Annotated in this window: 10 protein-coding genes; all 10 read left to right on the top strand. The window is 48.2% G+C overall.

The features are described from left to right. The first annotated feature begins 41 nt into the window (after positions 1-41). The 10 genes from JDF658_RS01040 (at position 42) to ccsA (JDF658_RS00995) (ending at position 23831) form a co-directional block, all read left to right on the top strand. Positions 42-2531 carry a hypothetical protein gene (locus tag JDF658_RS01040; RefSeq protein ID WP_079906193.1) on the top strand — a complete coding sequence of 830 codons (2490 nt, stop codon included), beginning with the start codon at positions 42-44 and terminating at the stop codon, positions 2529-2531. A gap of 138 nt (positions 2532-2669) precedes the next feature. Next, complete coding sequence (locus tag JDF658_RS01035; protein WP_079906192.1) at positions 2670-7970, top strand: cytochrome c3 family protein; 5301 nt, start codon at positions 2670-2672, stop codon at positions 7968-7970. Between the two features lie 299 nt (positions 7971-8269). Beyond that, entirely contained in the window at positions 8270-9004 is a 735-nt protein-coding gene (locus JDF658_RS01030) for a cytochrome c biogenesis protein ResB (RefSeq protein WP_079906191.1), read from the top strand. A gap of 4 nt (positions 9005-9008) precedes the next feature. Continuing rightward, positions 9009-9812 carry a cytochrome c biogenesis protein CcsA gene (gene ccsA, locus JDF658_RS01025; RefSeq protein WP_242946577.1) on the top strand — a complete coding sequence of 268 codons (804 nt, stop codon included), beginning with the start codon at positions 9009-9011 and terminating at the stop codon, positions 9810-9812. A gap of 18 nt (positions 9813-9830) precedes the next feature. Next, positions 9831-11027 carry a hypothetical protein gene (locus tag JDF658_RS01020; protein WP_078666563.1) on the top strand — a complete coding sequence of 399 codons (1197 nt, stop codon included), beginning with the start codon at positions 9831-9833 and terminating at the stop codon, positions 11025-11027. A gap of 98 nt (positions 11028-11125) precedes the next feature. Continuing rightward, on the top strand, positions 11126-12079 hold the full coding sequence (locus JDF658_RS01015) for a 6-bladed beta-propeller (RefSeq protein WP_079906236.1): 954 nt from the start codon (positions 11126-11128) through the stop codon (positions 12077-12079). 17 nt (positions 12080-12096) lie between these two features. Further along, positions 12097-13341 (top strand): cytochrome c3 family protein, encoded by a 1245-nt coding sequence (locus JDF658_RS01010; protein WP_079906189.1) that lies wholly within the window; start codon positions 12097-12099, stop codon positions 13339-13341. 27 nt (positions 13342-13368) lie between these two features. Continuing rightward, on the top strand, positions 13369-21747 hold the full coding sequence (locus tag JDF658_RS01005; protein WP_079906188.1) for a cytochrome c3 family protein: 8379 nt from the start codon (positions 13369-13371) through the stop codon (positions 21745-21747). A gap of 58 nt (positions 21748-21805) precedes the next feature. Then, entirely contained in the window at positions 21806-23017 is a 1212-nt protein-coding gene (locus JDF658_RS01000; protein WP_143311919.1) for a cytochrome c biogenesis protein ResB, read from the top strand. Further along, the gene (gene ccsA, locus JDF658_RS00995; protein WP_078666064.1) at positions 23007-23831 is read left to right on the top strand and encodes a cytochrome c biogenesis protein CcsA; all 825 of its coding nucleotides are present in this window, start codon (positions 23007-23009) and stop codon (positions 23829-23831) included. The genes JDF658_RS01000 and ccsA (JDF658_RS00995) overlap by 11 nt, the downstream gene beginning before the upstream one ends. Positions 23832-23836 lie beyond the last annotated feature (5 nt).

The raw sequence follows: 23836 nt of genomic DNA, 5'->3' as shown, positions 1-23836 counted from the left end.
GATAGAAATGTCTATCTGAGTTTTGGCAAAGGAGGTGTACTATGAGCAGAAAGGCTTTAATGTTTGTGCTTTTTTTGTTCTTTTGCATCGTTAGTCCTGTTTATGCAGCCGAAGATTGCAGTCTGTGTCATGGGCAAACGATCAGCAACTTTACTTTACCGCCGTTGAGTCGCACGTCTGAGTGTGCGAGCTGTCACAACAGCGGGGCCCATGCTACCTGGAATACTGTGCTGGTGCCTAATGCAGGCTATTTTAGTACCATGGATGCGGTTTATAGTTCCGCACAACAGCTGCACCAGCTGCATGCGGGGGATAACCTGCAAGCTACTACTTCTTCCTGTAATAAATGTCATGGTAACGTATCCTGTACCATGTGCCACCAGAATGTTGGCCACGCCAACCATAGCTCTACCCGGTATGCTGCGCTGACCCAGCCTGCAGCCATCAAAACCTCGTATACTAATGTGTCTCTGAGTTGCTGGACTAGTAACTGTCACCAGAATTTGCCCACGGTAGTCAGGAAGAGGGGAGATAATAGTGACCTGTGTTTAAATTGTCACACAATTACCGTTAGTACAGGACATGGTGATGTAACTGGCAAGCATACATTGAATTTTGCTGCCACTTTTCCGCAACAGGATTGCAGTCAGTGCCATCTTAACAATTTAATGGATGAACACGCCCGTCGCCGTGGGACAGATGGAAATTTACTTACTTGCAGCTCCTGTCATAATTCTCAGCGACAGGAAGTAAAGGATGCAATAAAACAAAATAATATCCGCTGTGATGCGTGTCATACGTTGCATGGCACCGATGTAAGCAGTTATCATCTGACCAATTTTGACGGAGTATCAACAAACTGTGGCAATTGCCACCAAGCTAATTTGACAGGTGAACATATCGGTAAAAAGGATAGGCAGGGAAATAGCATAACCTGCAGCACCTGTCATGATAATACCAGTGCTACAGTTCAAACGGCGATTGCCCTGAACAATACCCAGTGTACAGGGTGTCATACACCGCATGTCAACCCGACAGTTATGTTTGAGCAGGCGCCGATGAACAAGGCGGCGGTATGTTATAAGTGTCATAAAGCGGGACACAACACCAGCTATCTTGATCCCGGGGGTGCTGGCTGGTTCCAGTCGGCCGCCAGTGTAAATTCACAACCAGCAGTTTTACACTCTGTTCACCGGGGCGATAATTTGCCTGCAACCACCAGTAGCTGTCAAAAATGCCATTTCACTGTTGCCTGTCAGGCCTGTCACATAGATCTGACCCACGGCAGTCACAGTTCCACTCAATACCAGGGGCAACAGCTAAGAGTTGCTAATGGGACATCTATTCTTGTCCTGCAGGAAAACTGTACCAACAGTAATTGCCACGGCGTACTGGGTAGTGTAAAAAGACTTCGAGCTGATGGCAGCCAGCTATGCTTAAACTGCCATAACTTTGATATGAATGGACAGGGAGATATTAATGCTCTCCATCAAGTATTTGTTGCCGGGAGTAATTGTACCCAGTGCCATCAGGCGACTCTGACAGGTGAGCATGCGGCACGAACTGATCGCAATGGTCAGGCCTATGATTGTAACCTCTGTCATGGAGCCAGCGTTCCTGCCCCAGTTGCTGAAGTAGTAAGCAGTGGGAATGTTAACTGTTCAGCCTGTCATAGCGGACACGCTGAACAGTACCAGAACTATCACCTCACAGACTGGTCGGGCTATAGCAGCTCGAATTGTTCTGAATGTCACAGTAATGATTTACTAACCCAGCATACCGGCAAAACCTGCGATAGCTGTCATAAATCCAACCAGGCGACAGTACGCCAGGCAGTTCTTGCTGGTAATGCCAGATGTGATGCCTGTCATACAGTTCATGGTAACCTCTCCGGAACCCACGTTATTACCTATCAACAAGGATCTGACTGTGTAGTTTGCCATAAAACAGATATATCTGAAGAACATCTTAAAAATCTGACCAGCCTGGGCAAGACCAATTTATCCTGTGAGAGCTGTCATCAAAGTAGCAATCCCGCCGTGCAGGCAGCTATTGCTACAAGAAATAATGATTGTTCTGCCTGTCACTCAACAATCCATCAGCCAGCAGGCCAGGCATTTTCAGAGGGCCAGGTTAACAAAAGTGTAACCTGCAAGATCTGTCATTATGTTGGCCATGGCAATGTAAGTGTTATGCTTCCGGAAGGCAATTTTGCCACTACTAACTCCTTAAACCTTACAGCGGCAGAAATCCACCGCTGGCATAACGGTGATAACCTGGCGGCAACAACTTCCCTATGTATGCGCTGTCATGCAAAGGCATCCTGTAAAAGCTGTCATAGTACAGTCAATCATGAGCAGCATGGACAGGTTGCGGCCAGGGCCGAATTTAGAGCTAGTGGTGCTAGCTATAGCTTAGTACCTCTTAGTTGTAACAATTCTGCCTGTCATGATACAGGTTACAGTATTAGACGTGTCAGACCGGATAACCAGAAACTTTGCCGTAACTGTCACAGCTTTGATTATCAATAAGATTTTTGTTCCGCCAGTAATGGCGGAATTTTCTTTTTAATTGCAGGAATTTATTAACACATGTCGAATAAAAGATATTGAGAAGGAGGTGAAGAAGGTTTGTATGTGAATAACATCACTAGCAGAGGAGGTGAACGGATGGTGGTCTCAGCATTGAGACGAAAGCTGCCAGGAATAGTACTTTGTTTAATGTTGCTGGTTGCGATGGTTTTTCTATCCGGTCGGGCTGAAGCGCAGTCCAGCAGTGATTGTGCCCTTTGCCATCAGTCGACGGTACAAAATTTTCAACTTTCTCCGCTAACCAAAGGCAGTAACTGTGCTGTCTGCCATATGTCGGGGGCACATGCCAGCTGGCCGACGGTGCTGGTCGATGGTGTGGGTTACTTTACCGGGACACTGGCTCTACAATCCAGTGCCAGCTATCTGCATAATGTCCATGCTGGTAACAATCTTCAGGCTACAACTAGTTCCTGCATGCGCTGTCACAGCAATGTGTCCTGTGATGCCTGCCATAATAATGTGACTCACATCAGCCATAGTTTGACCAAATACTTGCCTCAGAATAATTATGCTGCTGATGGGAAGACTTACAGCCTTAAGACATTATCCTGTTGGACATCCAATTGTCATGGCAATCTTCCCAATGTGGTTCGCAAACGTTCTGATGGCAGCGATCTTTGCTATAACTGTCACAGCACGGGTTTAACTGGCCATGGCGATATTGATGCCAAGCATCAGACAGTCTTGCCCGATCAGCTAAACGGTTCGACTGGACCCATATCCCTTAACTGTGGTCAGTGTCACCTGGATAAACTCAACCAGGAGCACACTGGTAAAGTCAATGACTGTGCCAACTGTCATGGTGATTCAGTACGGACCGATGTAAAAACAGTAGTAGATGCAGCTAAAGCTACTACTGACCCGGTTGCAGATTTGGCTGCCAAACAATGCTTTAACTGTCATGTCAATCCACCGCTGAAGCATCAACCTGCTCATACAGCCGACAATGTTACCAACACACCTGCGTTGCATAGTGATTGCAATACCTGTCACAGCCAGACGGATCTGGCGGGCACAGTGAAAACACTGGCAACATCCAACCAGGACTACAGTTGTTTTGTCTGCCACAACGGGAGCCGTTCACCGTTGCACAAGGCCGTATTCAGCGGCAATAACCAGGAATATGACTTACCGGCAATGCATAGTGCTTGTGCAACCTGTCATGGCAATCCCGCTGTGAATGACAAGATCAATAGCCTGGCAGCAACCAATCCTGCTTCGGCCTATTCCTGTAATGAGTGCCATAGTGGCAGTATGCAACCCAAGCACAGTGCTGCTTTAACTTCCGGTGGAGCGTCTCTTGATACTGTTGGTTTCCATCCCAGCTGCACTACCTGTCATGGTAACGCTCAGGTAACAGCTATTATTCCGCAGCTAAAAGCTACGGCAGGAAGCTACCTGTGCACTGACTGCCATAATGGCAATGTAGCTTCTATTCCTAAACATCAGGCAGAACCTGAAGCTGGAGCAGCAACTCTGGATACCACCCAGTATCACCCTGATTGTGCCACCTGTCACGCCAACCCGGCAGCCCAGGCTAAAGTCAGTGGGTTGAAACAGGCTGGTAGCTATCAGTGCTGGAGCTGTCACGATGGGGTAGTGGCACCGACGGCTACCCATAAAGCTACCCTGGATCAGACGGGGGTAGCTTATGAAACCCCGAAAATGCACCCCAGCTGCAATACCTGCCACTTGAGTACTGATAGCAATGTTAAAACCCAGATTAAGGTTCTGGTTGGTCAGACCAGTTACAATTGTAGTGCCTGCCATACTGGTAGCATGGCACCGCGCCATCAGGCCTTGCTGGAGGCAGGGGGAACTCTTTACAATACAACCAGTTTCCATCCTGATTGCACTACCTGTCATGGCAACCAGCAGGTAGTCAACAACATTTCAGCTTTGAAGACTAAGAATCCCTATTATTGTCTGGATTGCCACAATGGCACTGTGGCACCTCAGCCTTACCATCAGGCCAGGTTTGACAGCAATGGTCAGGCTCTTTCTACACTAACATTCCACAGTCAGTGTGCTACCTGTCATGACAATACAAATGCGAATAACACTATTAGCCAGTTAAAGGGTACCAGTGGTTACCTGTGTACAGAGTGTCATAATGGTACTGTGGCGGCAAATCCCAGTCACCAGGCGCGTTTTGATGCTAACAGCAGTCCCGAATCGACGGTTACTATTCACAAGGATTGCGCAACCTGTCATACCAATACGACAGTTGCCCCCATCATAGCTCAGCTGAAAGGGACTTCTGGCTATCAATGTTCGGAGTGCCATGGTGATATCAGCAGTAAGCACATAACCACTATCTCTACCTATCCTGTTGATTGTACCTGGTGTCACTCCACCAGCCTGGTGGATACTCACCTGAAACCGACTATTACATTAAACGGTACCTATACCTGTAATACCTGTCATGGCACAACCAGTCCGGTGAACAGCCAGGTGCAACTGAAATTGAAACAGTGTACAGATTGCCATAATGGTACCAGCGTTCAGGCACCGCATCCGAGCGAACAGTACGTGCCAAGGCATGTTAACAAGTTCCCGGCCTTCTTGCCGGAATATGCTCCGGATTGTGGCAGCTGTCATAACAAGCAGTTCATCAGCTTGCACAATGATGTACAGCCTCCTGTCGGACCGGTTTCCTGTGACGTTTGTCATACCAGAACAACTTATAAGCCTGTGGTAACTTCCTTAAATACTGATTGTTCTGGTTGTCACCAGGCGACTATGGTTGATCGACATACTGTACCTCATAATGTGGATACCACTAAATATCCTGTTGCAGGAGATTGCCTGAAATGCCATGGTACTGCAGGCAATAACTTACTGGCAGTGCATAAGGCCAAATCAACCAGCACTGTTACCTGCAATACCTGTCACGGCTCCAGCAGACCGGAAGTGCAACAGGCTATAGCTAACAACAATGTCAGCTGTGATGCTTGCCATAGCGGTGGTACCGGGCACAAGCATCCGGTTAACAGCTTCGAAGCTCAAGAAGAGGTAAGCTGTAAAGCCTGTCACACAACTGACCAGGCTACAGGTTCTACTGAGCTGGCAAAACTGCACCTGGATCGGGGCCTGTCCTGTGCTACCTGTCACAACCCGACTTTTGAAGGTAGTGTGATAATCAAAGATGGTGCCATCAATGTACCCTACTGCAGTAGCTGCCATGATGGTACTAAGGCACCAGCACGGCATACCAGCCCGGCGCCCGGTCATACTGCCAGTGGTTATGGCGCCTTGACCAGCCTGGATGGCTACAGCTGCACCAACTGTCATAGCACCTTGAAGGTAACTGAGCTGCATAAGTCCAAAGGCTGTAATACCTGTCATGACAATCCGCAAAGCCCGATCTTTGCCACAGCGCAGCAGGTGATTACCAGCAACTGGAGCAGGAATACCGGAACTAAGACCGGTTACGCCTGTGATAGCTGCCATGGCACCGTGCATGGGTCCTGGACGACACTGCATACCTCCAGTTATGTGGCCAATCCGCCCATGAACTGCGCTGATTGCCACAAGAATTACCTGCCTGAGGAACACTTGAAGGCACTGCAAACATCCAGTGGTATTGCTTATGAAGTGCAGCGCAGTAGCGATAATGTTAACTTCGTCAAGGTGGGAACTACTACTGGTACTACCTTTAGTGTGGGCAGCCTGAGTCCCAACACGACCTATTACTTCCGGGTACGGGCCTATGATGCTGCGGGTAATTATTCAGGATTCAGCTCTGTGGTAAGTGCTACCACTAAACCGGCACCGGTTACCAGTATAACCAAGAATCCGGGAGCTGCTGAATATGCTAGCGGCAATAATGGCGACAGTGTATCCGATACAGGTATCAGGTCACTGAGTCCCACTGCCTTGACCCGGATTACCGATAATAAAGATACCTTCTATTCCACCTCTGATGTGGTGGTAAAAGAAGGGGGCAACAGTGACCAGTGGCTATATGTACGGTTACCGGAAGATGCTAAGAACTACACTGCTATAAAGCTACAGGTACGGGCTTCCTGGAAGAGCACTGATAGTGCTGGTAGCATCGTGATCTATCCTTATAAGAGTGACGGTAAGAGCATCAACACTACCTCAGCCGTAACTTACAAGATCACCAATCCTGCCGCCAAAGGGACCTATGCTGATTATGTCATTGATGTGACTTCAGCAGCCAGCACAATGCAGAATTTTGGCTGGATGAAGTTCCGCATCAAGACTGGCAGTGATGGGACCTACAAAGAAGCGGCCATCAGTGAAGTACGGTTCTTGCTGAGCAGCGGTACCAGCACGGAAAGCTCTGTCACTACACCCAGTACTACAGTTACTCCTGTAACGGGCAGCACCGATACTCAGCCGCCTGGCATACCTGCTGGAGTGACTGCGACTGCTGTTAACTCGGCTCAAATCGATTTGAGCTGGAATCCTTCTACTGATAGCAGTGCTACTGGCACCGGATCCTGTGCGGTCTGTCACCAGAGCACCCGGACCGAGGTTCAGACTGCTATTACTCAGGGAAAAGTTAACTGTGATGCCTGCCATACCATCCATGCGGATGTTAACACCGTGCATACCAGTACCTTTGTTGACTCTCCGCAGTGGGACTGCAGCAAGTGTCACAGCAATGTACTGAGCGTGGAGCATCAGAACCGCGGCTTCACCTGTGCTACCTGTCATAACAGTACCCGTACCGATGTGCGGACAGCTATTAGCAGTCAGAACACCAGGTGTACGGCCTGTCATACAGTTCATACTGATTTGACAGCGCCTCATCTGACCGGTATTTTCCCGACTGCGACCAGCAACGACTGTGTCAAGTGTCATACCAGTCAAGCAGCTGAATTCGCTACCACTCAGGCTTCCTATCATGCGGTTCTGGGCACCAGTAAAGCCAGTGGTTGGGGTGGCTACATTGGCGGCTACACTGCTACCAGTCAGTTGACCTGTAAATCCTGTCACGGGCCTACGACTCCTGGAGGCACTACAGCTTATGCCAATATCCTGCCCCGGACCTGGACCTATACCTCTGGTTCCAATGATAAGAACATGCTCTGCTATATGTGCCATGATTATGGTACTTATGGCGGCGGCTCCAGTACCTACAAGACTGGATTCAGTTCAGGTGGTGGCTCTAAAAACTTGCATAATATCGGTGACCACAAGAAGGCTGGCTACTTGCAATGTACCTGGTGTCACAGTGCTGTGCCCCATGGGGTCAATCGTCCGCATCTGATGGTTCTGACAACCGATCCTAAGCCGTACAGCAGTGGCGCAGTATTGTATAAGTTTGTTGATGCAGCGCCGGGTAATTATAGCAAGAGCAATTGTGGTTCTAATAGCTCCTTGTGTGGAGACCATAAGGGTTACTAATTGGCTTTCTGGTACCGGGCCAGCCAGGCCCGGTACCAGCCCTTATTTCAATTCCGTCATTGAGGTGTAATATGATAAGTAAACTGGGGCGATTCTTGCGGTCAGTCTCTTTAGCAGCAGTTGTTATGTTTTTAATGTTAGGATACAGCATAATGGCCATGGTTCTTAATCAATCACAACTATTTCGGCATCCGGTATTTTTATTTTTAGGTCTGGTTTTCCTGATTAATTTATTAGCCTGTACTTTGTTTCAAAGTCGAAAATTACGGTGGTCAGCACCGTTAGCAATATGGGGGTCTGTGATTTTTCACTGGGGATTAATTTTTGTAACTTGCGGGGCGCTACTCAGTTTTGCTTATAAAGTAGAAGGTTATCTGGTACTGGGGGAGGGCCAGGAAAAGGCTTTAACACCTACTGCTTTTTCTGTCCTGGAAACCGGTCGCTGGCAGCGTCAGTGGCCAGGATGGAACCTACAGTTATTGGAACAGAAGCGGCACTGGCGAGCCGATGGAACTCTGGCTTACACCAGTTCCCTGGTAATGGTCAAGACTGAACGGGGAGAAGAAGCAGTATGGATTGAAAAAGGGCAACCACTAATCGTTGGAGATTGGCGTTTCTTTCATTACGCTACGGGTTACGCCCCGGGTCTGGTAGTAAAAAAAGATGGTGAATTGGTGGGTGCTTTCTTATTGCCGGCAGAAAAAACAGATGAAAATGAGCAGGGATACAGAATTAAGCTATTAGAGATATTACCTGATTTAAAATTGAGCGGGATCTTTTATCCAGATGAGAAAAACAAAAACTCGGAAAAACTGATAAATCCCATGCTGATCGTGAAAGCCGGAGAAGAAGTAGAGCTTCGCCCCGGGCAGGTAAGGAATTTAGGTCCCTATCAACTGGAGTTAGGGGAGATCAGAGCCTGGGTGGGTTTAGAAACAGTTTATGATCCTGGAGCCAAAATTGTCTTTGCTGGTTCCTGGTTAGCGACGGCAGGATTGGGCCTCTGGTTTACTGGCAAAAATCGAAGGAGGTGAGCTGGTGCTCAAGACACAACTGATTTTGCTCTGGGTAAGTGTTTTCTTTTATGTTGTAGCAGCTTCACTGACAATAGCAGGCTCATGGTTTAGCAAACCAAACTGGCGGCAATGGAGCTATGTTGTAGCCTGGCTGGGATTGGTTCCTCAGACGGCGGCATTGTTGTTGCGCTGGTATCAAACCGGGCATTTTCCTTACTGGGGCACTTATGAAGTATATACCTCTTATGCCTGGGGGGCTGCACTATTAATTCAATTATTTTCGATGCTGGTACCGGCGGCGAGAAGTATAGTGGGCTGGTTATGGCCAGTGGTGTTTTTGATGATAGGCCTGGGCGCAATGGGGACCAAAGAAATTGAGGAAATACCCAGAACTTTTTATACTTTCTGGCTGGGAGTACACATTTTTTTCGCTAAACTATCATACGGTTCTGCCCTGATTGCTGCCGGACTTGGTGGGGCATTTCTCTGGCGAAGGAAAACAGCGGATCCGGCGGAGCTGGAAAGATTGGATCGTTTAAATTATAGCGTTTCCGGGTTTGCTTTTATTATGCTGGGAATTATGATTCTTTCCGGATCCATCTGGGCCTATAAGGCCTGGGGAGCTTACTGGCGCTGGGATCCGATTGAAACCTGGGCCCTCATTTCCTGGCTGGTTTATGGCATAGCCTTGCACCTTCGTTTTTACTGGGGATGGCGGGGAGTCAGGGCAGCCTGGCTCAGTATTGCGGCTTTACTTTTAATCCTCTTTGCCTTTTTCGGCATTCCGCTGTTTTATCCCACTGCTCATGAGCATTTAACCTATTAAAATAAGGGGGAGAGCAAGATGGAATTAACAAAATGGGCTGAAGAGCTGGATGCGAAGGTGGCGGCATTTATTGCCCGCAGCTGGGAGCAGGAAACTAATGAGGCTGAGTTTAATGCCCTGGCGCTGGAAATCTTCGCTTACCAGTTTGAGGCAAACGACTATTACCGCAACTTATGTGAACAATTGGGCAAATATCCTGGTCAAATCAGCCACTGGAGCCAGATTCCGGCGATTCCTACCCAGGCTTTTAAGGAGTCGGTAGTAGCCAGCATCCCGGTAGAGAAGAGTGAATTGGCCCTGTTGACCAGTGGCACTTCCGATCCCAATTTGCGGGGAAAAATTTTCCGGGACCGGTCCAGTCTGGCCAATATCATCCAGGCTAATGCGTTGCTGACGAAAAAGTACTGTTTTCCTGATCGGGATAAAATGACCATGGCCATGTTGATCCCACCGCCGGAACAGGCCCCAGGGATGGCGATGGCTTTTGGTCTGGCCCAGTTGGTGAAAAATTATGGCAAGGAAGACAGTCGCTATTTTATTTCTACGCAAGGGCTGGATGTGGATGGGTTACTGACCTTTTTGCAAGATGCGGTAAAAGGTCAAGAACCTGTAGCCCTGGTGGGTGCTACATCGGGCTTTGTCCTCTTCTTTAACCACTTGCGCCAGCTGAATCTGCGGCTGGAGCTGCCCGCTGGTTCCAGGGTTCTTGATGGGGGTGGTTATCAGGGCACCTTTGGGGCTATGACCAGAGAAGAGTTTTATCAGAACTGTCAGGAATTCCTGAGCGTGCCTGCATATATGTGTGTGAATGTCCTGGGTATGAGTGAAAGTGGTACCAATTATATCGACAATGTCCTGGCGGAAGTATTGCAGGGACGGACAAATGTGGAAAGACAAAAAATTACTCCTCCCTGGACCAGGACAGTTGTGGTTGGATTGCGTACCGGGCAGCCTTTACCGCCAGGGGAGATCGGGCTAATCCGCCACTATGATTTGACCAACCGGGCCACTGTACTGGCTGTACAGACTGATAATCTGGGCTATTTGACTGCAAATGGATTTGAAATAATAGGGCGTGCTGAACAGGTCACCTCAGTGAAGGATTTTGCTCTCGGGTTAGGACACCGTTGTTCCACGGTAGTAGATGGAATGCTGGCCCACTCCCATGCCTGTTCGACAGTAATGGACCAGATCTTGAAAAAAGCCGGAGTTTAATCCGGCTTTTTTGTTTTTGTGGCAGGAAAAGTAAAGTTTATGTCGAATAATGTAGTAAGGTAAATTGTGAACTAAATTACATCCTCGAGGTGGCAATTATGACTAAAACTATCAGCCGTGATAAACTAGTGATCATCATACTAACGCTGATTATAATCAGCATGAGCATATTCTTTTATTTCTACCTGACTAAACAAAACCCACTGGAATCGATTACGCAGCCAGTGCATTCATTGCCCCAGGGATTGTTTGCCTTTGGCAATGATAAACAAACCGGACTGTTAAAACCCCTGGGAGTGGGGGTTGATGGCAATAAAATTATTGTTGCTGATTCTGCCAAACACAGGCTAGTTTGGTTTGATCGCAATGGAAAAAAGTTAAAAAGCGTTGGCAGTTTTGGTAACGGCCCCGATAAATTTAATTATCCAGTAGCTGTTGCTGCTGGTGCTGGTAAAATTTTTGTTGCTGATTTGAATAATAATCGGATTGTAGTACTTGATAAGGAAGGGAAATACCTGGAGTCCTGGCCCAGGGATAGTAAAAACAATCTTCGTCCGGTGGCCCTTGCATTAAACAGTAAAGGTTTATTATATGTATCAGATCTATTAAGTCAGCAAGTACTGGTTTTAGATGAACAGGGCAGGGTGGTTAAAAGAATCGGAGAACCAGGTTCGGGTGAGCGAGGTTTATCCTATGCTAACGGGATAGCCCTAAATGAAGATGAGAGCTTGCTGATAGTGGCAGATTCCAACAATGGACGCTTGCAAGTTTTCAATGCGGATAACGGTAAACATGTAAAGACCATTAAGGAAGGAATAGGGTTTGTACTACCGCGGGGAATTACCTTTGACCGGGAAAGAAATGCCTGGATTGTAGTGGATACGATGCAACAGGCTGTGATAGTTTTGGATGCTAATTTTAAACTGGTCGGACAGATTGCTGGCTTTAAGGAAGGAGATCCTTTTCGCTTTCCCAATGGGGTAGCGACTGATGGCACAGGCAGAATTTATATAACTGACCGGGAAAATGACCGGATTGTAGTCTTGAAATAGAAAAAGGAGGGGTTGTTATGGTCAAGATAATTAAATATAGTACAATCACGGCCATAACAATCCTGTTGCTTCTGTTCCATACTATTCAGGCCTGGGCGGCAATTGACCCGGAAGCAACAATCCGGTTCACCGGGATGGTAGGAGGCAATAACCAGGAAACAGTCTACTGGACCAGTGTAACTGGGGCTACCAGCTACACTTTGAGCCGGACTGCCGACGGGACCACCTGGACTACTTTGTATACTGGTCCGGCAACACAATATGCGGATACTGGAGTGGAGAATTATCGCAATTACTATTACAAGGTGACAGCGACGGATGGTACTACTACTATTGAGTCTCCTATCGGGAAGGCATTTCCCCCTAATACCAGTCCCCATGACTACTATGATCAAAACTTAGGGGCATGTGCCAGTTGTCATGTTACCCACGCAGCCGAAGGCCCCAAACTTTTGACACAAAAAACAGGAACCCGTACCTGTCTGGTTTGTCATGATGGCACTCAGAGTAAGTATAATGTCTTAAATGGCACAGTTACCCTGCCAGGTTCTGTACTTGCTCCTACATCCAGTGGGCCTTTTGGTACTCTGCCACCTGCCAGCAATACTACTGCTGAGGTTTATGCTGCGGTATATTACGATTACAATGGCAGTGCTGCTATCACTGCGGTACCCACTTCGGTCCACAATGTCGGGACCCCCCATGGGGAGGCACCAGGGGAAATGATTTATGACTCATTTTTCATGGCCAGGCAGCTGGATTGCACTAGTTGTCACAACCCTCATGATAATGGTAATTATCGGTTGTTAAAAAGCTTGGTAGGGTCAAGTAGTGGAGAACAAACTAACGCTATTATTGGCTACGCCGTAACCGATACTGGTACCAATCAGGAAATACCAAAATATGTGAGTGGTACTGTATATTTCTGTGGTACCTGTCACAGTGACTTTAACCAGAAAGCCGGGAGTGGACATCGTTTGGCCAAATTTACCGAGCAAACAGGCTATGACTTGAATGCAAATTCCATAGATTTTGTTATGCATGCCGTAAATATTCCTAACAGTTACAATGGTTTGACACCGCGAGGAAATTATCCGTATGAAAATGGCAATCTGGTGGTCTGCCTGACCTGTCATCGCGCTCATGGCACTACTGTGGTTGAACAAAATATTACCAGAAGTGGGCGTTTATCTACCGCTTTAAAACGCGCCCCTGGTATGGTGATCTGTGAGGATTGCCATCAGAAAACTGATAATCCCTAAACCTGAGCGGAGAAGGAGGGGGACGGAATGAAAAAAACAGTCTTGTCTACTGGAAAATTTAATATATTCCTCCTGACCGTCGGGTGCTGGCTCGCCTTTATCAGCTGGGCCTGGGCCTGGCCGAATGGCAAACTGGATACCGCCAGTGAGAAGAATTATTGTAATTCCTGTCATGATACCAGGGGCGGGGGAACTGTGACGCTCCTGGATGTATCTGTCAACGGAACAAGTAAGGGAGCAGTGTCTGAAGTCAGCCTTACTGCTGGTCAGGCGCTTGAGATTACTTATCGGGTCACAGGATTGGGCTACGGATTAAACGGAACTGTAGCAGGTGCCGTCCAGGTACCTGCTACTTACCAGTGGCAAGTGGCTAATCCTGATACTCCCTGGAGTGATAATGGCCAATCTGATCTGACCCCCTGGGCTGTTGCCAAACAGGATACAGCCAAAAATGCGCCTTTGTATAGTCCTTTTATGTTTGTTACTGATTTTCCTGCTAATTCTACTCCGGTTAATCAGCAGGGGGTTACATTGGATGATGGTAGCAATGGAACTCCCGGAGACCGTAACCGTAAACTTCATGATGAAGTATTTAAGGTTAAACTGATTCCCCCGGCTACTCAAGGGGTTTATACTATTTATGTGCAGGGGATAGGCCGCGATAGTACCGGCAATCTGGCTTATGCTCAACAGGCAGTTACTGTGAAGGTTGTCGCTACACCAACTCTGCAGCCCCATGGCAAGTTTACTGACCCGGGGCGGCAGGACCTTTGCAAACTGTGTCATTCTACCCATTCAGCCCATGGTTATCAGCTGGTCTTGAAAGACACTGTTGCTGAGACCTGTTATGTCTGCCATGACGGTACAGCTTCAATTTATGATGTCAAAAGCCAGTTTGATGTTCAGGTTAATACCTCCCACCATAAGGTGCCGGAGGGCAAAACCTTTTGTCAGGATTGTCACAATCCCCACTTCAGCAACACAGACTCTACCAGTGCAGTAACGGGAAAGAAAAACGGCTCCATTCGCTTGCTGGCAGCCCAGCGCAATGTTAACGGGACGCTCAAAGGCCCTAATTATAGTGGCAATGATGTCTGCTGGACCTGTCACGGAGCTCCTTCGGATCTACCCAGGCCTTTTGGGATTGATCATCAGACTTTTTTTGCTAATTCCGTTCATAATATTGGCAATGACCCCAATAGTTTAATGCAATATGCCAGCGTTGATGCTAACCTGAATCCGGTGGCACCGACCAGCAGCCCCCAGACTGATGGGATCGCCATGGTGGAGCGAGAGCCCATTACTGGCGAATCTGCAACCGGAACCATGATCGCCTGTCTGAATTGCCATAAACCTCATGGTTCCTCTAATTACCCGCTTTTGCGCTGGGAGAATAAGGCCAATCTTTGTATTAACTGTCATGTTAGTAAAGGTTTTAATTATTATAAATACAGTGCCCAAAATAAAATCAACAACTCCAGCAATACCTTCATTGGTTCAATCCATGATCAGAAGTTTGCGGCCTGGAATGGCTGTATGATGTGCCATGAGCCCCATGGCTCAAAATATCAGTTCATGATTACAGCACCTTTTGTTAACAAACCTTATCCGACGGCAGTAACTCATAACCGTAATGAGTTGTGTTTTAAATGCCATGACTACCGTTATTACTGGAATAATGGTAGTAACCCCATTGTAGGGAGTCGTTTTGGAAATGGCAATGGTCGCAACTATCACTGGCACGTGAATAGTTATAAACTCTCTTGTCGCACCTGTCATGATCCCCATGGCGGGAATAACCAGTATTTTGATAAAAGCAACACCAATGCTTATAAAGATGGGGTGAAGGTTACCAACAGTAACTGGGATTTGAATAACCCGGTAATGGTCAGCTTTGACTGGTCCTATCTTTTAAATGCCGTTGGTCCAACTAATGGTAGATTGGCTTTTTATGCAACTGGTACCGATTCACAGGGGAATGCAACTGGTTATGCCTGCTACCTTAACTGTAAAGCTAGCCATAGACCCAAGGGATATTTGCGTAATCCTTATGCAGGTCCTGCCCTGAACTGTGCTGCCTGTCATGACCAGAATGAATTCGACAAAAACTCATCCCATCCCATTATTTATGCGGGTACATCCAGTGGCAAAAAGGTATCCTGTGATACCTGCCACGAACCGGATCATACCAAACATACGGGTTCTAACCCCTATGGTTTGAAAAACCCGGTCGCCTGGACCGACCCTGTCTCAGGGACAGCGGTTACGCCGGACCCGGTCAGTGTGCCCAATTTTGCTACAACCGAGTATCGCGACTGGTGTTTTACCTGTCATGGTACTACCAGGCATATTACCGAGGATTATCAGGCCAACTTTACCGGCAAGCCCCATGCCAGCTTGAGCCGGAGCAACAGTAAATATGGCACTACTGCTGATGGGGTAAGCAAGGATCAACCCTGTCTGGTCTGCCATGAACACCATGCTTCGACTAACGTGCGTTTGCTGCGGCGGGATATTGATACTACCGATACTCATGCGATTGATGCTGATACTGATGTTGGTAAGGTAAATGCCTGTCTGGATTGCCATGATGGTTATCCGGCCAAACAGGATATTCGGAAGCTCTATTATGCTGAGACTTCTGCCGGCCATTTTATCAAGTCTGTAGATTCTACCAAAAAACTGCTATGTACCGAATGTCATAGCCCTCATGGTACGACCAACGCCAAGTATCTCTGGGATCGGGACAAATACGGTACCTTGCAGTTTGCCGGAACGGCCTGGCCGACCAATAAGACCGGCAGTAGTTTTAACGTCAGGGAGTTTTGCCTGGTCTGTCACCCGACTTCAGACCAGCCCAGCCGTGTCTACTATACCGGTAATACTATCAAAGTGACTTCCAGTGACCAGCCGGCTAACAGCTATAAAATCACTATCAAACCGTTGCCGGCCAGCATTGCTTCTCATAGCAGTACATCAACGGATAAATGCGATATCTGTCATGATCCTCATAAGCCCTGGCCGGCTACAGGCTCTAATGCCGATTGCTATCTCTGCCATGGCAAACGGGGTGAGGCCTATAATATCGAGGCATTGATGGGGCAAGAAGGAACTTTGAGTGCAGGGAAAATCAGCCGTCATAAGATTTATGATCCCAACACAGCTGATACCAATGATTGTATGACCAAATGTCACCTGGCTCACCCGCATAATCCGCGTTCCAATAATATCAAGGCGGTAGATGAAAAGACCCTGTGCTTCAATTGCCATGATACAAACGGGGCACCGGGACCACAGCCGCGGATTGACATGCTGAAATATGCGGGTAAGCCCCATGATTACGTGAAACAGGAACACTCCTACAGTGACGGCAGTGGTTTCGGCAATAACTGTACCAAGTGCCATAATCCTCACGGTTCTGATTATAAGCCTTTGTTGAAGTGGGCCAATGGCGATACTCTGTGTTATCAATGTCATGATGGTCTGCATACTGATGGTAATGGGGCTACGATTAGCAATATCAAGACATTGTATCAGGCTTATGGCCATTATCTAAAAAGCGACCCAACCAAGAAGCTGAAATGTGCCGATTGCCATTTCCCGCATGGAACTTCCAATACAAAGTACCTGCGGGATGCTGATGTCAGTGAAGCCATCTATACTAATGGGGATACCAACCAGTTACGCCCTTTCCCCAGCAATATTGGCAGCAATGACAGCCGCCGTCCTTTCTGTACGGTTTGCCATTTGCCCAATAACCAGGATGCCAGTGCGGATTTTGTGCGCTGGGTTGATCCCGATCTGCCTGGCGGCCAGATTGATCTTGCTGAATTGCCCCTGGTAGGGCCCAAGAGTGGTATTACTTTGAGTGAGCATACGGCAGTAAGCACCGCTAACTGTATGGCCTGTCATAACCCCCATGACCCGCGGCCGGTGGGGTCCAACAAGGATTGTTACAAATGTCATGGCGGGTCCAGCGCTTTAGCGCCCAATATAGACCAGTTAGCCGGTTTGTGGGATGGAACTCAAAACACCTGGCCTGACGGGCAAGGTGGCAGGACGACAACCAGTACGATTGTGTCCTACCATAAAATAACTGATGCGCTGTCACCTGATACCAATACCTGTATGACCAATTGTCATAAACCTCATTCCCATAACCCGAAAGCGGATTTGATCAAAGACCGCACTGGTGCCAGTGGTGATGTAACACCACCTAATGCTCCCAGCGGTTTAAGTGCCCAGGCGCTGGCCAAGAGTCTGGTGAAGGTCAGCTGGACTCCATCTGATTCCAGTGACATTTTTGGATACTATATCTACCGTAATGATTTCACCGATGCCAATGCTATTGGGGTGATCAATAACACCAGCACTACTGGTACAGTGTCCTTCTATGATGGCGCAGTAAGAGGCACACCACCATTTACTTATAAGATTAAGGCCTTTGACAGAGCAGGTAATAGTACCTGGCTGAATACAACCGTGAACGTATCACCAGCCTATACTTCGGATACAACTGCTCCCAGTGCGCCTGCTGACTTGAAGGCGGTAGCCCTGAATAGTGCCCGGATCAGTCTGACCTGGTCGCGCAGTACTGACGCCTCCGGGGTGAAAGGATATTATATCTATCGCAGTACAGATGGCACTAACTTTAGCCGCATTGGCTTTAGCGGTACTACCAGTTTTGTGGATGCACCGGGCTTGAATAATGGCATTTTGCCCAATACAACCTACTGGTATAAAGTTACGGCAATCGATAAAACCCTGGATTTAGGCGGCACTGGTAATGAATCCGGTTATAGCAATGTTGCCTCGGTCACTACACCAACTGCAACTATACCTGTAACCAATGGACTTTACAAGTCGGGTAGCAATGTGGTCGAATTCTTTGACTATCAGAACGGTCGCACCAATATTTTCCCGGCTGGCACTAATATCCGGGTTAAGGTGACTACCAGTACCATTAATAATGCTACTACGCGGCGGGTAATTGTTTACAGTAAGACTGGCGGGCAGTTAGCAACTTATACTATGAGCCAGACCAGTACTAGCGCACCTTACACTTATGAGGTGACCTTTACCCGTTCGACCCCGGGTCTCTACTATTTCCTGGTTGAGGTCTCAAGCGGAGCAGGTACAATTAGGGCTTATGAGGCGGTGGAAATTGCAGCAACTACCGAACATTATCGCACATATGAAGATAGTGGCTATACGACAGAAAAGCTGGAGTTCCAGGCCGGGCAGGTTGTTTATGGTGAAGTTTCGGCCAATGTCAATGGTACTATCGGCACCACTACTGCAACTCTATACAGAATGGATGGAACTACAGCAGCCACTTTGACTGCCAGCAACGTAGCTTATAACGGTAACTATATCCGCTTCCAGGTGACCTGGCCCAGTGGCCTGAATGCCGGAGACTGGTATTCTTTGTATATCCGGGTACGCAACACCGGCGGCACCACGTTGGTCAATGAATACAAGCTGCTGAAGAATTATGCCGTTGATACTACTCCGCCTTCAGCGCCGACGATTAGCAGCTTGCAGCCTGGCAGCAACAGTGTAGTTGTAAACTGGTCGGCGTCCACTCCTGCCGATGATGTGGCTGGCTATAGTATCTATCGCAGCAGTGATGGGACTAACTACATCAAGGTAGGCTCGGTGGATGCGGCAAACTTGAGCTTTACTGATAGCGGCTTAAAAGGAAATACCCAGTACTGGTATCGTGTCAGTGCCTTTGATTTGAGTGGCAATGCTGCAACCGGTGCTGCTGTAACGACAACAACTGCTGCTGAGCCGGTGGATAATGTGGCTCCGCCTCCTCCGGCAGGGGTTAATGCTACTCCCATCAAGGATATTGTCACCGGCAGTATGGCCGTAGAGTTAACCTGGGCTCCGGCTAGCGCTGCTGATGGAGTAGTGGGCTATAACATCTACCGGATTGTGCCCGGGTTCAGTCAACCTTTGAAGGTGGGTTCCACTACCGGTACTACCTGGACGGACCTCTATCTCAAAGGTACCACCAGTTATAGTTACTACGTTACAGCCTTTGACCTGGAGGGGAACGAATCCAGTTTCAGTACCAAGGTAACAGCTTTGACTCTGGTTGATCCCATGGCATCACTGGAGCGAGCCCTGTGTATGACCTGTCACGACGGCACCGGCTCACCGCCTGGGGCGCCTGTAATCGGTACATCTTATAACAGTAGCAAACATAACGTGGATGTACCGGTGGACACCTTTAGTGATGGCAGCATTTACTATGGTAACTGTACCAAGTGCCATGTGCCCCATGGTTCACAGTATCCCAGCTTGCTGAAGAAAGCCAAGGATAATGAACTGTGCTTTGATTGTCACACCAACGCCTCCAGCAATTACAAATATTCCGGTCGCCGTACCTTTGAAATGTCGGCGCACAGCCGGACCACAGATTCGCCTTCCGGAACGCCCATAGTTTTCCCGAATAGCTATGGAACCGGGGGCACCAGGGATCCCAATAGTGCAGCCGATAAAGCGACTTATGCTGGTAAATGCTTTAACTGTCATACTCCGCACGGTAAGTTTGTGCCGACAGAGCATGGCGGAGATGGCGTGAGTGTTACCAGAGCTTCGACCCTGGATAGCTATCGCTTTACGGTGGGTGCTGATACCTTTATCAGTGTCAATGCTCTCTGTGAAGGATGTCATGCTGCTGTAAGTTTTGGTGCCTGGAATGGTTTTACCATTTACAACAAAACTGCCCATGGCAATAAAAATAACTTGTTGGTCCGCTGGGATAACGAATCTGCACCTGGTGAATGCACCAACTGCCATGATCCCCATGGCACCGATTATGGCAGCATGTTGAAATTGCCCATGAATACCGATGCTGTAGACAGCAATGGTAACAGTTTGAAGAACAGTGTTTGTTTCTGGTGCCATGATAAGCCAGAAGTGATTGCTCAAACTTACTGGTTCCGGGGTAAGGCAGCCTATAATGCCTCGGAACATGCCAGCAAAGCTAAGTGGTATGATTCAGCCACAGGGCAATCGGCCATGTTTGTTCCCGGTAACTGTATGAACTGTCACAGCCCTCATGGCAAGGAGGACCCGAGCAATCCGGGCAATCCTTATCCGAAGCAGTTGTTGAAAAATCCGGACAATAACGAGCTCTGCTATAATTGCCATGACAGTGTGGCCCTGGTGAAAAAGGTTTATGGAACAGGGGTTTACTGGTACGAAGCTGCTGCTCCTGGTTATCCGACCGTCTACTGGAAAGGTGGTACCAATAATAATGATAACACCATTCCAGATACCGAACTGGTGGATCCGGCTGTGAAGATAGCCGGTCAGAGCCTGTTCTCTGTCAGCTCCCATGGCTCTAATGCCAATGCCAAATGGCCGGGCGGAACAGAGGGTGGTAATTATACCCAGGCCAGTAATGCAGCAGGTGCCTGTTATAACTGCCATGATCCCCATGGCTCAGGTTACCAGAGCTCGACCTTGAAACCAGCTTCAGACCTGTGTTTCACCTGTCATGATGGTACAGGCCCCTCAAGCAAGAATGTGGCTGGTCAGTTCGATGGCACGGTAGGGCATACGGTTAAAGATCCTAATTACATTGCCCGCCATGTGCCCGGCCAGGACCCGGCTCAGATGAACTATGATGATAACTCCAAGACAGTACAGTGTGTAGACTGTCATAATACGCACATCCTGAAGACAAAAGACACTTTCGTTCGGGACAACCTGAAAGCTTCGGGGATTGACGTCAATGGTAACTTCAAACAGGTAGCTGACTTCCAGTATGAAGTATGTATCAAGTGTCACAGTACTTTTGGCAGCAAGACCACCTTGCCCACGGGCTGGTCGGATGTACGCAGTCGCTTCCAGACCACTCATGATTCGCACCACGGTGTGTTCGGGGTAAAAGGGACCAATACTTATGTTAACTCTACCACTCTTACTACTTATGGTCTCAATATCCTGAACCGGACTCCTCCGGCTGGGCAGGGAAAAGTTTTGTGCTCTGATTGCCACTATACCCATACTGGTACTGATGTCAGCAATCCATATAACCTGAAGCTCAGTACGGATACTGCAGTTAGCAGTGCGCCGCTGATTGTAAAGCACTGTACCTTGTGCCATAAGCCGACATCCTATGGTTACACTACAAGTACTGGTTCACGGTTCTCCAATCATAGTAAAGGGGATCACAAAACCAGCAATGGTTGTTATGAATGCCATGGTGACCCGAGTGTTAAAGGCTATATGCACGGTTTTACCTGGAACGGGTATGGCAAGTTCATTCGCGGCCGGGCAATTGCCGAATACTATCCATCTAACATTGGTTCTAAGAACGGGTGCTACTTGTTACAGGGAACCTGTGGCAGTCATACCACCAGAACTTCCCGAACCAGTGGCAGTTAATTTCATTACAGAAGGGCCCAGCCTCTGAGCCGGGCCCTTCTCTTCACAAGGTGATGTTATGTTGATCTATCAATTACTAAAATCCAAAAAAGTGGCCTATATCTTGATCATTGTCCTGGGCCTGTATATTTTCCTGGGTGTAGCCCGCGGTCTGCCCAGCGGACAGTATGATACCGGTTTTTTTCGCAGCACACCTCTACAAGTTTTGCTGGTTTTACTGCTTATCAACACAGCAGCCTGCATGGTAGCACAGATACGTAAGCGATGGCGCTTGTACAGGAAATTAAGGATTACCGAGAGGAAATACCGCTGGCGGGAGCGGTTATGGGTAGAAGGAACTGCCAGGGACTGGCTGATCCGGCAGGGGTTCCGGCCTTTAGGTCCCGTAGTTTGGGCTCGTCGCCTCTATGGGTTGACTTTTATCATTCTTTTTCATTTCTCCTTCTTATTAATAGGACTTGGTTATCTCTGGAGTGCCTGGGGCCGTATCGAAGGCCTGGTTCCGGTTACGGCAGGGGAACAGGTACCCTTGACCAGGGAAAGCTTCTCCCTTTTGCAACAGGGGCCCTATGGTCGCCTGAATACGGAACAGTGGCGACTGGAAGTGGAGCAAATTCATGTTAACTATCCAGCCCAGGGCTGGCCCCAGGATGTCCAGGGGCAATTTAAGCTCTGGCACAATGATGTTCAAGTCAAATCAGGAAAGTTAAGCAAGGTACCCCCTGTGAGCTACTATGGCCATGATTTCAATGTCTGGGATTTCGGTTTTGCTCCCTATCTAGAACTCAGCCAGGGAGACCAGCTCCTGCTCAGCGGCTATGTCTCCCTGGCCACTATCACCAGGGGAGACCAGAAGTTCAGTCGTGACTCTCTGATATTGCCTGATGGGAGAGAAATAGAGATAGAATTTTTACCCCGGGGGCAGGATGCAGACTGGGGAAAACCGGACAAGTTTATGTACCCCAGTGAACCGCTGGTAAAAATCAGTTCAGGAGGACAGTCCCTGGTTTTACCATTGCACAGTTCCGGTGACCTGGGGCAATTTAAAATTAAAACAGGTGATTTTCGCTATTATCTCCAGGTGAAAATTATTAAAGATTATGGCATGGTTCTGATTTTTATAGCCTTCTGGCTGGGTTTAGGAGCTCTAGCAGGGCATTATCTGTTGCCCGCTTCTTTTGCGTGCATTGGACATGAGGGGGAAAAGGAAGTAATATATTTATATACCTGGTCCACATTTCCCCTGAGGAGGACAGAGAATGAACATTGAAGTAGCAGAAATCACTCTTTTCTGGCTGGCAGTTATTTTATATGCGGCTGCAACTGTGCTGGCAGCAATTGGAGTCGTGTGGACCAAGCAGAATTTACAGCGGGCCGGCAATATAATCTTTGTCCTGGCGCTTGTTCCCCATGGGATAGCGATAATTCTGCGCTGGCTAGCCACAGGTCATGGTCCCTATTTACAAACTTACGAGATTGTTTCCTCTGATGCCTGGGTTGGAGCTGCTCTGTTCATGCTCTTGCTCTGGCGCCTGCCCAGGCTAATGCCAGCAGCATTATTCGTTTATCCACTTACCTTGGTGTTTTCTGGCTGGGCCCTGCTTTCGTCCCGGGAAATCAGCCAGATCCCGGCTACCTTTCAGACTATCTGGCTAATCATTCATATCATTTTTGCCAAATTCGCCTATGGTAGCGCGCTGCTCAGTTCTGCCCTGGCTGCTATCTATTTGTTGAAAACAGGCAGCACAAAGTCCGGCTGGCTGCAGCGGGTGCCAGAACCAAACTGGCTGGATTACTATAGTTATCGCCTGACGGCCTTTGCTTTTTTAATGGTGGGAGTAATGATTGTGGCCGGGGCTATCTGGGCCAACCAGGCCTGGGGGTACTACTGGGCCTGGGATCCCATTGAGACCTGGTCCCTGATTTCCTGGCTGCTTTATGGTTTATACTTGCATTACCGCTTTACTGGAGGCAAGCCGCGGCGGGCTGCCCTGCTGAACTTGCTCTCTTTATTAATCTTATTGATCACATTGTTTGCAGTTCCTTACCTTTATGATACTGTTCATTCAGAATATATGAGTTGAGGTGT

This window comes from Carboxydocella sp. JDF658 (assembly GCF_002049395.1).
In the GTDB taxonomy this organism is placed as follows: Bacteria; Bacillota.
The sequence above is the reverse complement of the archived record's forward strand: the minus strand, read 5'-3'. Positions and strand labels throughout refer to the sequence as shown.

Coding starts and splice junctions, on each gene's coding strand:
- JDF658_RS01040 (WP_079906193.1), top strand. CDS start 42: ATGAGCAGAAAGGCTTTAATGTTTGTGCTTTTTTTGTTCTTTTGCATC.
- JDF658_RS01035 (WP_079906192.1), top strand. CDS start 2,670: ATGGTGGTCTCAGCATTGAGACGAAAGCTGCCAGGAATAGTACTTTGT.
- JDF658_RS01020 (WP_078666563.1), top strand. CDS start 9,831: ATGGAATTAACAAAATGGGCTGAAGAGCTGGATGCGAAGGTGGCGGCA.
- JDF658_RS01015 (WP_079906236.1), top strand. CDS start 11,126: ATGACTAAAACTATCAGCCGTGATAAACTAGTGATCATCATACTAACG.
- JDF658_RS01010 (WP_079906189.1), top strand. CDS start 12,097: ATGGTCAAGATAATTAAATATAGTACAATCACGGCCATAACAATCCTG.
- JDF658_RS01005 (WP_079906188.1), top strand. CDS start 13,369: ATGAAAAAAACAGTCTTGTCTACTGGAAAATTTAATATATTCCTCCTG.
- JDF658_RS01000 (WP_143311919.1), top strand. CDS start 21,806: ATGTTGATCTATCAATTACTAAAATCCAAAAAAGTGGCCTATATCTTG.
- ccsA (WP_078666064.1), top strand. CDS start 23,007: ATGAACATTGAAGTAGCAGAAATCACTCTTTTCTGGCTGGCAGTTATT.